Source organism: Thermosynechococcus sp. GLH187, from assembly GCF_031583395.1.
Classification (GTDB): Bacteria; Cyanobacteriota; Cyanobacteriia; order Thermosynechococcales; family Thermosynechococcaceae; genus Thermosynechococcus.
Map to the genome: position 1 here is coordinate 844,176 of NZ_CP134175.1, position 12,834 is coordinate 857,009.

Annotated in this window: 9 protein-coding genes and 2 pseudogenes; 7 read left to right on the top strand and 4 right to left on the bottom strand. The window is 46.4% G+C overall.

Annotated features, from left to right (window positions below):
* Positions 1-28: 28 nt before the first annotated feature.
* The 4 genes and pseudogenes from RHI63_RS03915 to RHI63_RS03930 form a co-directional block, all read right to left on the bottom strand.
* On the bottom strand, positions 29-763 hold the full coding sequence (locus RHI63_RS03915; RefSeq protein ID WP_310821871.1) for a class I SAM-dependent methyltransferase: 735 nt from the start codon (positions 761-763) through the stop codon (positions 29-31).
* On the bottom strand, positions 753-1,871 hold the full coding sequence (locus RHI63_RS03920; protein WP_310821873.1) for a glycosyltransferase family 4 protein: 1,119 nt from the start codon (positions 1,869-1,871) through the stop codon (positions 753-755). Before RHI63_RS03920 ends, RHI63_RS03915 begins: the two co-directional genes overlap by 11 nt.
* Before the next feature lie 2 nt (positions 1,872-1,873).
* On the bottom strand, positions 1,874-2,665 hold the full coding sequence (locus RHI63_RS03925) for an FkbM family methyltransferase (RefSeq protein WP_310821874.1): 792 nt from the start codon (positions 2,663-2,665) through the stop codon (positions 1,874-1,876).
* A gap of 36 nt (positions 2,666-2,701) precedes the next feature.
* Positions 2,702-3,357, bottom strand: a pseudogene (locus tag RHI63_RS03930) (IS630 transposase-related protein).
* A 118-nt stretch (positions 3,358-3,475) separates the two neighbouring features.
* Between RHI63_RS03930 and RHI63_RS03935 the strand changes: the two are divergent.
* From RHI63_RS03935 to RHI63_RS03970, 7 genes and pseudogenes are all read left to right on the top strand, one after another.
* Positions 3,476-3,880 carry a glycosyltransferase family 4 protein gene (locus RHI63_RS03935; RefSeq protein ID WP_310800480.1) on the top strand — a complete coding sequence of 135 codons (405 nt, stop codon included), beginning with the start codon at positions 3,476-3,478 and terminating at the stop codon, positions 3,878-3,880.
* 5 nt (positions 3,881-3,885) lie between these two features.
* Positions 3,886-5,844, top strand: coding sequence for an asparagine synthase (glutamine-hydrolyzing) (gene asnB, locus RHI63_RS03940; RefSeq protein ID WP_310821875.1), 1,959 nt, complete (start codon positions 3,886-3,888; stop codon positions 5,842-5,844).
* A gap of 71 nt (positions 5,845-5,915) precedes the next feature.
* Positions 5,916-6,920, top strand: a complete 1,005-nt coding sequence (locus tag RHI63_RS03945) for an EpsG family protein (protein WP_310743422.1) — start codon at positions 5,916-5,918, stop codon at positions 6,918-6,920.
* A gap of 1 nt (position 6,921) precedes the next feature.
* Positions 6,922-8,076 (top strand): glycosyltransferase family 4 protein, encoded by a 1,155-nt coding sequence (locus RHI63_RS03950; RefSeq protein WP_302678915.1) that lies wholly within the window; start codon positions 6,922-6,924, stop codon positions 8,074-8,076.
* Between the two features lie 69 nt (positions 8,077-8,145).
* Positions 8,146-9,424, top strand: a pseudogene (gene tviB / locus RHI63_RS03960) (Vi polysaccharide biosynthesis UDP-N-acetylglucosamine C-6 dehydrogenase TviB).
* A 27-nt stretch (positions 9,425-9,451) separates the two neighbouring features.
* Positions 9,452-10,468: an NAD-dependent epimerase gene (locus RHI63_RS03965; protein ID WP_310821878.1), complete on the top strand. Its 1,017-nt coding sequence runs from the start codon at positions 9,452-9,454 to the stop codon at positions 10,466-10,468.
* A gap of 17 nt (positions 10,469-10,485) precedes the next feature.
* Complete coding sequence (locus tag RHI63_RS03970; protein WP_310821879.1) at positions 10,486-12,834, top strand: AAA family ATPase; 2,349 nt, start codon at positions 10,486-10,488, stop codon at positions 12,832-12,834.

Here is a 12,834-nt window from a genome sequence, read left to right on the forward strand (position 1 = left end):
CTAATGAAGACAAATTCATTCGATTTCGTTATAGCAGTTTACGAAACATCACAAACACATTGTTGTAAAACTTCTCCGTCCGGTCTATTTGATCCAGCAGCAACCCCAAGCCGTTCATAACCAGACAAAACGGTATCCACAGCGGCAGGGTCAGCGCCTTAAGCAGCCGAGTCAGCTTATTGGCGTTGAAGCTATTTTCTAGCCAGTTCAAGGTCAAAATCACCACCGTGCTGCCAAACCCGCCTTGGCATTCCAGCGTGTGAACCTCATACGGCAGCAAACGCGCTGCACCATGCTTAGTAAAGCGTTGAAAATCATAGGGCGAGCCATGTTCGTTGTACAAAAACGGAAACGACAACACAATCATCCCGCCCGGCTTGCACACACGCGAAATCTCCCCCAGCGTGTGCGGTAGGTTTTCCACATGCTCGACCACTTGCGTCGCAAGCACCACATCAAAGGAGGCGTCATCAAACGGAAACACCGCATCGGGCGCAACTATATAATCTGCCTCCCTCCCCGCAACATCGATTCCGACATACTCGGTCGCTTGCGCGAACAGCGGGCGATAAGGCTTGTCACCACATCCGACATCCAGCACCCGTCCCGTCAATTGCGGCAGCCGCAACTTTAGGGTACGCACCAGATAAACCGTATCCAGCCATTGAAAATGCCAAGGACGCAAGTGCGTATGTTTGCCGCAAAGTGCCTCATAAGTTTGCCGATAAAGCCGCCCAAGGCGAGATTCCTGATTATTTTCCATGTTGCAATTCCTCAAATAACGCTTCCCACATCCCTGCAATGCTAACCATCGAAAATCGCTCACGTGCCTCGATGGCGCGGGCAGCAAACCGCTGGCGCAAGGCCTCATCGCCCATCAATCGGCTCAATGCCGCACTTAACGCGGCCACATCGCCAGGCGGCACCAGCAGGCCATCCACTTCATGACGGATGGTGTCGCGCGGCCCGGTATCGCAATCAAAGCTTACCGCGGGCAAGCCATAAGCCAAAGCCTCAGCCAAGGTATTACTGAATCCCTCAAAGCGGGAACTCATTACATAAAGATCCGCCGCTTGGTACCAATCACCTATATTGCCCACCCGCCCAGGCAGCAGGATGCGCTCGTCCAGCCTGGCATTCTTGATTTGCGCCGCAAGTTCGTTCCGCAGCGGCCCCTCGCCCAGTATGGCTAGACGCCAATCCGGAAATGCCGCCGCCAAGCCTTGAAACGCAGCAATCAGGAGATCAAAGCCCTTTTGCCGACTCAAACGGCCGACCGCCAGCAGTAGTTTTGTATTACCGGTCTTGACCGGCGGCATCATGTATGGCGCTTGCGCCGGCAAGGGATAGCTTGCTGCATTCGGGATCACCGGCACCTTGCGCGCTCGGGTATTTTGACGCAGCCAAGTAGCGGATTCATCGGTGAGCGCGACTACCGCATCTAACCGTCCATAGAAATAGGATCTCAGGGTTTCCCAAACCACACCCAAAGGCATCTGCGGCGGATGGATACGCTCCGAACCGACGGTCACCAAGCCATGTAGGCCGGTTGCCGCTAACGCGAGCTGGATATTGGACGAATCCATCATGCCCAGTGCGACATCCGGTTGCACTTGGCGCAACACCCGGCGCAGGGCAGACACACGGCGCAGGTTGTTGATCAAGCCTTTCAGCACATTGCCACTATTTTGTTGCAGACCCAGCTTTATTCTGTGCACTGAAGGTAATAGTTCATAAAAATCGTCCGCGCCATCGGATAAAGTGACAACAGTCACTTCCCAGCCTTTCTCCGCCCAATAATTTGCAAGATTGGCTACAACACGCTCGGCGCCACCGGAAGAGAGGGAGGAGATAAAAAAAAGCACTCGCATATTCAAACTCTTGGGCGGGCAAGGAGGTTTTGAAATGCTGCTAGTCGATCGGGATTCAAATGCGACAGACCAGCGTTTTCCTCAATCTTAAAAATATCGTAATTCTGCGCCCACAGCCAGGCGATCAGATCCTGCATGGTATAGCCCGCAGCGCGATAAGTGGCGGCGTTGAGCTCGATGATCACCACAGGCCGAAAACGCTGGATAAGCCCCAAGCTGCCTTGTAAGGCGGGCAATTCTGCACCTTCGATATCCATCTTGATCACATCGACACGGTCTAGGTTCCGCTCCCATAGCCACGCATCCAGTGTAGTCACCTCAACTTCTGTCGCGGTGCTGGCCGCCGCCCTAGCCTTTGGATACAGGGTGGGCAATCCATCGTTTATCGTGCCATCATCAAACGTACCGATTGGTGAATACAAGGACAAACGGCCGGGCTTGTCGGCGACAGCAAACGGCTCAATGCTGACTTGCTCGAAGCCGTTCAACTGAATGTTTTTTAAGAGCTGTTTTCGTATGATGGGTGACGGCTCGAAAGCAAATACGTGCCCTTCCTTGCCAACCAAACCTGCCGCGAAAATGGTGAACTCGCCTTGGTTGGCACCCAAATCGATAAACACCCCGCCAGGCGGCAAAAATAAAGCCAACACTTGGAGCTGCGAGCCGGAATATGTGCCACGCCAATAGATTTGGCTCCCCATGTGCTCGCCCAGGCGACAGGCAAATCTCAAATCTCGCCCTTTACCGAAGTCATCGATAATCACTTCGGTGTTTGGGTGCCATTTGGCATGCATTTTTCGAATATAGCTATTCCAATAAAGAATGAGACATTATCCAGCACAATACTTGCGAATCAACTCATCAATCGAACTGTTTGACCCTGCATACCTCCGCGCTCGCTTCAGCGCACTGAAGTCGTGCTTAATCACATTCAAATCAGGAGAGTATTTCGGTAAAAATAACACCTCGTGACCCGCCGCTTTCACCACTGCCTGAATCGCCCCTTTCGGATGAATCGGTGCATTATCCATCATCAACAACGACGGTCTCTTTAACGCCGGCAAACAGTACTGACTCAACCAACTCACATAACGCATTCAAATATCCTGAAAACAGCATTGGGGCGATGAAGTCTTTCTGGTGTCTATACCGTCCTGCGACTAAACTCTCTCTTTTCTGACGCTTCCCCGCTCGCTCTCCATCAATTCGTTGGCCTCGCGCTGACCACCCATACTCAGACTCCACTCGATCGCTGGGCACGGTCGATTAAACGGTCATCGGGATGGGCAGCAACATCGGCTGCTAAGGCCGCCCAATCCAGCTTCCAAGGACGACGGGGGACAACTGTGGGGGCTAAGTCGTCTCGCTTCAGCCAGCGATGGATAGTGGCGCGGCTCACCTGAAAGATTTGAGTGGCTTCACTGATTTTGCCACCTTGCTTGATATAGGAGACAACCCGCTCTCGTAAGTCCAAGCTATAGCTCATATTCTTGAGTAACATTCATGACGCTTTGAGTATAGCCTATCCCTCTTGAAAATATCTCATCTCCTTTCGAAATGGCTATAAAATTCAGTTAATCGCGATCGGTACCCATAATCTTCACTTGCCAAAAACTGAAGTTATCTCTGTTCCATGGTCAGAAGAAACAGAAGCTCAAGACATTGCCCAGTGCGATATTGGCATTATGCCCCTTCCCGATGAGCCTTGGGAGCGCGGTAAGTGTGGCCTCAAATTGATTCAGTATATGGCTTGCGGGTTACCTGTTGTTGCTTCTCCTGTCGGAGCCAATCTTGATATTGTTCAGCATGGTGTCCATGGCTTTTTAGCTTCTACAAATGAAGAATGGGCAACTGCCCTTGAAACCTTAATTCAAAATGCTGACTTGCGCACTAGGATGGGTCTTGCAGGCCGTCGCCGAGTTGAGCAGCACTACGCTCTTCAAGTGACAGCACCCAAATTGGCGCATCTGCTAGAGTCTGTAGTAGCCAAAGCTCAAGGAGTCCTCTAAGGCTTATGTGTGGCCTAGTTGGTTTTCTCAACGCTGCCTTTTTAGGTGACTGGGCAGCAACTATCCGCAAGATGAATGGCACCCTTTCCCATCGCGGCCCTGATGATGAGGGAGTCTGGATAGATGAGGCGGCAGGTATCGCCCTAGGCCACCGTCGTCTAGCAATTCTTGATCTTTCCCCCGCAGGACATCAGCCGATGGCTTCTGCGTGTGGCCGTTATGTCCTCGTCTTTAATGGTGAAATTTACAACCACCTTGAACTGCGTCAGGAGTTAACAGCGCTTGGTGCAGCCCCCCCTTGGCGCGGACATTCCGATACCGAGACGCTACTGGCGGCTTTTAGCCATTGGGGCGTGACCACAGCCCTAGAAAAGCTAGTTGGCATGTTTGCCCTTGCCCTCTGGGATCGCAAGACTCGTACATTAACCCTAGCTAGGGATCGCATTGGTGAAAAGCCCCTCTACTACGGTTGGGTCAATGGAGCCTTGGTTTTTGCCTCAGAACTCAAAGCGATTCGGGCTTACCCAGCCTTTGCTAACTTGATTAATCGCGATGCCTTAGCGCTGTATTTCCGCTACAGTTGGATTCCGGCTCCCTACAGCATCTATGAACATATCTGGAAGTTACCAGCAGGTACCTATCTCCAGTGGTCTGCTGAATCTCTCAGACCCAACATTCAAGGGACACCTCAAGCTTACTGGTCACTGCAAACCGTTATTGAAAAAGGGCTGACTCACACCTTTCAGGGGACAGAAGCAGATGCCGCTACTGAATTAGAGTATCTCCTGCGGCAGAGTTTGCAAGGGCAACTGTTGGCAGATGTTCCCTTAGGGGCTTTTCTATCGGGGGGAGTAGATTCTTCAACCGTTGTAGCCTTAATGCAAAGCCTTTCTTCCCAGCCCGTTAAAACATTTAGCATTGGCTTCTATGAAGACGCCTATAACGAAGCCCAATATGCTAAAGCAGTTGCCCAACACTTGGGTACCGATCACACTGAATATTACCTTACAGGTCAAGAGGCGCGGGATGTCATTCCCAAACTTACCCACCTTTACGACGAACCCTTTGCTGATTCCTCTCAAATCCCTACCCATCTTGTGTCAATGATTGCGCGCCAAGAGGTGACAGTTGCCTTGTCCGGTGATGGGGGGGATGAACTATTTGGCGGATACGTGCGGTACCTTTTGACCCCTGCGATTTTGGGAAAAATAGAACGCTTGCCGAAACCAGTGCGCCGCACCCTTGCATCTTTGCTGAAAAAACTATCCCCTAGACAATGGGATCAGCTTTTTGGGGGACTTAGTATCTTTCTGCCTCAGAATTTAAGATATACAACCATAGGGGATAAAATCGCTAAGCTGGCTAAGCTCTGTGAAATGACCTCTGACAAAGAAGTCTATCTTTCTTTTCTATCACTGATTGATTTACCTTCCCAGTTCGTCCTTAATAGTCAAGAACCATTATTAATCCAAGAAAAGCTTGACCAACTGAGCCATCAACTGCCTTTTGAATCCTATATGATGGCACTTGATCTTTTGACATATCTTCCCGATGATATCCTTGTCAAGGTCGATCGCGCCGCCATGGGAGTGAGTCTTGAGACCCGTATTCCTTTTCTAGATCATCGAATTGTTGAGTTTGCTTGGACACTCCCCCTTGACATGAAAATCAGACAGCGGCAGGGCAAGCAGGTACTCCGTAAACTTTTGTATCGCTATGTCCCGCCGCCTTTGATTGAACGCCCTAAAATGGGGTTTGGTATTCCCCTAGCTCAGTGGTTGCGTTCTGAACTGCGAGACTGGGGAGCAACTTTGTTGAACCCAACCCGTCTTCAGCAGGAGGGCTACCTACACCCTGACCTTGTTTGGCAATACTGGCAGGAGCATCAAACAGGAAAACGCAACTGGGCAGGACAACTATGGGAAGTATTAATGTTTCAGTCATGGTTAGAGCGCTGTTTCTGAATATCTAGCCCTAGCATATGTTTCCCTATTTCTTTGTTTTCTTACTCACGCTAACACCATCGGTTATAGAAATGCCGAAGTGGTATTGGGTATTTCTTTTTAGTATTTATGTCGCTTTTATTGGTCTGAGATTTGAAGTTGGTGGAGACTGGTTGACGTATATAGATATATTAGAAGCTTCTAGATATCAGCCATGGGTAGGCTTTGAAGCCCTACTTGGTGACCCTGCCTATCACTGGATTAATAAGATTGCTGCTGCCCTTAATCAGGAAATTTATTTTGTAAACTTATGTGTTGCAGTGATTTACACAAGCTGTTTATTTGCTTTTTGTCAAAAACTGAAAAATCCTTACTTGGGTTTAACAGTTGCTTTCCCATACTTAACGACTGTTGTAGCAATGGGCTATACTCGCCAAGCAGGAGCGATCGCTTTAGAGCTACTAGCGTTAATGGCATTAGAATCCAATAAAAAAATAAATTCAATTCTGTTTTTTATTTTGGCATTACTGTTTCATAAGACAGCAATATTTCTGATATTAGTGCCGATATTAATGTTTTTATTTGACTCACTAAAAACAGGAAAAATAATTAATATTCTACTTGTGTCAGCATTATTATTGATAGCTCTATCTGGTGCAATTGCGATTACTAGCATCAGCGATAAATTTTTAGTTCACTATATCGGAGCAGGAATGTCATCTTCAGGTGCTTTAATTCGACTATCCATGAATCTCTTACCTGCAACTATTTTTTTAATCGAATACTATACAGGGCATAATTTCTTTAGAACTTCTTCAAAAGTTTATCTTGCTTTATCTTGGCTAGTTATTTTTTCTTTTGCACTCTTGCTAACAGGTTCTTCAACTGCTGCCGATCGCCTTGCGCTGTACCTAATACCTATTCAGATCTATGTTCTAGGAAATCTGCCCTACCTCTTTCTCATTCAAAGCCGAGAAATATTTTATCGATGGATGCTTCTAGTACTTGGTTACAGTTTTTTAGTATTATGGGTATGGCTGCAATTTGCTGATCATGCTTTCGCGTGGTTACCCTATCGCATGTATCCTTTTATTTAAGATGGCAATCAAAGATCACTATGGAATACCCAAGCTAGATGGGTTGTCATTGATATTGCTTTGCAACAATGCTCAGATGTTAATTAATTTCAGAAGAGATTTGATTTTAGAGTTAATTCATACAGGTGCTGAGGTTCATTGTTTAGCTCCAGATTATACAGAAGCAGAAATTTCAAAACTAAGTGAAATAGGTGCCATATGTCATCATTTTTACCTTGTTCGTAATGGCATGAATCCTTGTCAAGAAATTAAATCTCTCTTCTCTATTATTAAAACAATAAAAAAAATTAATGCTGATAGTCTCTTGGCTATTAGCTCGAAGCCAATTATTTGGGGATTACTAGCCTCGAGATTTGTTGGTATAAAATTCCGCTCTGCATTATTCACGGGCTTAGGTTATGCATTTACTCCTGACCATCAATTAAAATCAAAAAAATTGAAGATCATTCTCATTTTTTTATACAGGATATGCTTACCTATTGCGGATAAAATTATCTTTCAAAATAAAGATGACTGTCATGAAATTACTCAAGCATGTGGCCTAAATCCTTGTAAAACTTTAATCATTAAAGGGACAGGCGTTAATCTTCAAGAATGGTCGTATTGCGAGCCTTTTTCTCGTCCATTAACATTTACTTTAGTTGCAAGATTACTCATTGAAAAAGGAGTATTAGAGTTTTTAGAGGCATCTAAATACTTAAAAGCTCTGTATCCTCAAGTTCGATTTTGGTTAATTGGTGGACTAGATAGCAATCCGGGGAGCTTATCTGAAGCACAAATTAAGGAATTTACAGAGCTTGGTATAGTTGAGTGGTTTGGCTTTGTTAATATCAAAGAGTATCTACCCAGTACTAGTGTGTTTGTCTTACCTTCCTACCGTGAGGGTGTTCCCCGCAGTACGCAAGAAGCAATGGCTATGGGTCGACCAGTGATTACTACGGACGTGCCAGGCTGCCGTGAAACGGTTATTGACGGCTATAATGGTTACCTTATTCCGCCTCGGGATGTGAATGCCTTGATAACTGCAATGCGGAAATTTATTGAACAACCTAGTTTGATTCCTTCAATGGGGTATCATAGCTATCAAATGGCTTTGGACTTATTTGATGTCAAAAAGATTAATGCTCAATACCTCAAATTGCTCAGTTCATGTTAGTTTTATTAGGATATTGCAACTCTTTTCAAAAAAGTGAAAGATGCCGAAATTAGCGAAGGTGAGTGCATGATGCTTAATTTTTCTGATACTTTTAAGATTGCTGTGATTGGCTTAGGTTATGTTGGTCTTCCTTTGGCCGTTGAATTTGGCAAGAAGTACTATACTATTGGTTATGATGTTAATAGCCAACGTATCGCTGAACTTAAGCAGGGATATGACAGAAGCAGGAGAAGTCAGTGACACTGATTTGCAAGCGTGTTCCTTGCTAATGTACACAACCTATCTCGAAGATTTAAGAAAATGTAATATTTTTATTATTTCTGTTCCCACTCCAATAGATTATTACAAAGTTCCAGATCTTGAACCTTTAAGAAAAGCTTCCAAGAGTGTTGGTCAGATTTTATCACCTCAGTCTATAGTTATCTACGAATCTACTGTTTATCCGGGTGTAACAGAAGAAGTTTGTGTTCCCATCCTTGAGCAGGAATCCAAACTAAAATTTAATCAAGATTTTTTTGTTGGTTATAGCCCTGAACGAATAAATCCGGGGGATCATAATCATCGTCTAACCACAATTAAAAAAGTTACCTCTGGTTCAACACCTGAAGTTGCTGATTTAGTTGATCGCCTATATGCATCAATTATTCCAGCGGGAACACACAAGGCAAGCTCGATTAGAGTGGCCGAAGCGGCAAAAGTAATTGAAAATATTCAACGAGACATTAATATTGCTTTTGTGAATGAGCTATCTATTATTTTTCACCTATTGGGCATTGATACAGAAGAAGTGTTAGCTGCTGCAAGCACAAAATGGAATTTCTTGCCCTTTCGTCCGGGATTGGTCGGTGGCCACTGTATTGGTGTTGATCCCTACTATCTAACTTACAAAGCAGCAGCTTGCAATTATCACCCTGAACTGATTCTGGCTGGTCGCCGTATCAACGATAACATGGGCTTTTATGTAGCAGCGCAATTTCTGAAGTTACTCGTCAAAAAGGGAATTGACTTACCTAATGCTCGTGTACTTGTTATGGGACTAACCTTTAAGGAAAATTGCCCCGATTTACGCAACACACGTGTCGTTGACATTATCAAAGAACTGCAAAGTTATGGCCTAGGGGTTGATATTTACGATCCTTGGGTAGATCCCCAACAGGCCAAGAGAGAATATGGAATTTCCCTTATTGAAGAGTTATCTCATCAGTGGGACGGAATCATTATTGCTGTTGCCCACCAGCAGTTTCATGAAATGGGTAGTACTGGCATTCGTGCTCTCTTGAAAACACCGGGAGTTCTTTATGATGTGAAGTGGGTATTATCGAAGGAAGATGTGGACGGCCGCCTTTAGCTACTTTTTGTCATTTGAGGAATCAAGATGGATATTTTGGTGACGGGTGTTGCTGGGTTTATTGGCAATGCAGTAGCACTGGAACTACTTAAGCGGGGCGATCGCGTGATTGGTCTCGATAATCTGAACAACTACTACGATGTCAACCTTAAGAAAGCTCGCCTTGAGCGACTCAGCCCTTTCACGGCAGGTGATCAATTTGTATTCAGAAAAATTGACCTCGTAGATTGTACAGGGGTGAACCAACTCTTTAGAGACTTTACCCCCCAACGGGTCATCCACTTAGCAGCGCAAGCGGGTGTACGCTACTCGATTGAGAATCCCTTGGCCTATATTGACAGTAATATTGTAGGTTTTATCCACATTTTGGAAGCCTGTCGCTACCATCAGGTAGAGCATCTCGTCTATGCCAGCACCTCAAGCGTCTATGGTGCCAATAAAAAACTGCCTTTTTCGGTTCACGATAATGTTGATCACCCCTTGAGTCTCTATGCGGCCACCAAGAAAGCCAATGAACTGATGGCACATACCTACAGCCACCTCTATGACCTGCCCACTACTGGACTGCGCTTTTTTACCGTCTATGGCCCATGGGGGCGCCCCGACATGGCACTCTTTAAGTTTACGAAAGCCATTTTGAATAATGAACCGTTGCCTGTCTTTAACTATGGTAACCATCGCCGCGACTTTACTTACATTGATGACATTGTCGAGGGGATTCTACGGGTGCTGGATCGACCTGCCACACCCAACCCTTCATGGAGTGGCGAAAATCCTGATCCGGCCACTAGTCTCGCACCTTGGCGTGTTTACAACATTGGTGCCCACCGCCCCGTCGAACTCCTACGGTATATTGAACTCTTAGAAACCTATCTTGGGAAGAAAGCGCAGTTAAATCTTCTGCCTCTGCAACCGGGCGATGTCCCCGATACCTACGCGGATGTGCTCGAACTTAGGGCAGACACAGGCTACGAACCCACAACTCCTGTTGAGATAGGCGTACAGCGATTTGTCCACTGGTATCGTGAGTACTATGGTATCTAACGAGTTGAGTTTGCCCTATGTCAAGTGAAAATAACCATCTGTCTTTGCCCTCTGAAGCCGCTCGGGCAAGTTTGTGGCAGCCGCAGCCAATTGATAAAGTGACCATTGATCAAGTACTTCGCGGGCTGAAGCGGCGCTCAGCAGTTGGCATATTGGCAGGTGCACTAGTCTCAATTGGCTTTTTGGGATACTCTTACCTCTTTTTGAGAAGCTATCGACACTCTGTGTTGGTGCAGGTTGAACCTATCCAATCCTCAGGCGCTCGGCCAGGAACATCTTTAGAGTCACTCCGTCAGCTTGCTCCAATATCCCTGCCCCTTTTGTCAGCTGAAACAAAAGGTGATGTGGCAACTTTGGTTCAGGTACTCAATAGCGACATTGTTTTGCGTCCAATTTATGAGAAATTTTTAGTAGCAAATCCTGATCTAGATCCAAAAAAATATTCGTATCAATCTTTTATTAGATCCTTGAAAATTCAGCCAGCGAAACTAACCTCAGGTAATAGACTACTAGATCAGTCAAGTCAAAAGATTATAGAAATCCAATTTTCTGCAAGAGAAAAAGAAAAGATAGAATCACTCCTAGGAATCCTTGTTGAAGAATTAAAAAGATTTAGTGAAGAAGAAAAGCAGAACCAAATAGCGGATAATCTGCGCTATGTTAACCAAGAAATTCAGAAGACCCTGAGTCAAATTGATGATCTGGAGGATCAACTTAACCAATTTCGCTTTCAGAATCGGGTAGTACGACCTGACTTAGTTGCTTCCCAGTTTACCTCTGCAACCTCTGGCAGGAGCGATCTTGAAACTTATCTTAGTCTTTTGGATAATTTGATCTCTGCAAGAAATGAAAATAGAGTAAAATTGGAGTCAGCTCAGGCAACGTTTAACTCCCTCGAAGCACAGTTAAGGTTGTCTCCTACTGAAGCACTTGCTGCCGCCAATCTAGCTGCTTCTCAAAGCTATCAGGAGTTGCTCTTAAAATTAACAGAAACGGAAACCAAGCTAGCTGGGGAGCAGGCCAAGGTGAATGAAAACTCACCGACGGTGCAAGCGCTACAGGAAGAAAAACGACTACTGCTAGAGCAGGCCAGACAGGAAGCGCGACAGATTACGATTAGAAATCAGGATCAAGTTCGTCAACCCGAAACGCTGATTGGTTATCAAAGTGCCGTTTCTGGGTCTCTAATCGAGAAGTACATAGAGACTAGAATTGAGCTTGAAGCGCTGCGGAGGGCGGATGCTGAATTAAGCAACCAAATTCAGGCCACCGAGGCAGAGATATCGCGAGTAATACGCCTTGCCAATCCTTACCGCAAGATTGAGCAACGTTTTGCAGCAGCACAGGAATCTCTGAGGTTATTACTGCAAACTCGACAGTCCCTCCAACTGCAGATTGCGCAACGAGACTTCACATGGCGAGTCCTCTCAGATATTGACAACAAGGAAGAATATCAGGTAACCCAGCGTTTATTAGTGGCATTGGTGATAGCTTTGATGCTGGGGGGAGTGTCGGGGCTATTCTTGGCTCTAGTGATCGATTGGTTGGATGATCGCTTCCTAGAAGTGGAGCAGATTCGCCAACAAACTCCCTTGCCGATTCTTGGCGAGATTCCTCTGACGAAGACATTTGATCAATTGGCCTTTAGTCGCCTAGAAACACCGTTGACGCTCTGGGGATTGCAGCACCGTTTGCCGAGTGCCACACCTGCTTTTAGGGAAAGTTTTTACTTCCTGTTGACGCAGCTAGAGTCGTTGGGATTGCCGCGCTCTTTGGCAATAACGGGTACAGCGGGCAAAGAAGGACAAACGACCCTTGCGATTTACCTTGCGGTTGCAGCAGCGGCGATGGGAAAACGGGTCTTACTGGTGGATGCCAATTTGCGTCAGCCCAGCATGCATCAAGGACTTGGCATTCCCAATGTCGCAGGCCTAGGGGAGTTGTTGCAAGGGGAAATGCCTTTTCCCCACTGGTTCAGTCTTTTGGCAAACCGTGCGGAAAGACTCTGGGTACTGACGGCGGGTCAGGTTCAGCAAGAGCCGATGATACTGCTGAGTTCTGCGCGGTGGTTTGATTTCTTGGAGGGCGCTAAGGATACCTTTGACTGCGTGATTCTGGATGTGCCGCCGATCTTGGCTGCTGCGGAGGCGCATCGGGTTCTGGCAGCGGTGGAGCGGGCGCTCTTGGTTGTGCGGTTAAAGAAAACGCGACGCGAAGCTTTTGCTCAGGCACTGCAGGCTTGTGATCTGAGCTTACAGCAAAAGCTGCTTGGGATTGTCGTCAATGGTGTAGCTGTCAACCACCGAGATTTCAGAGGTTATCAGAACAGTGCTGCTGAGTCAGCGGTGGTACCCCTCGCTGTCTAA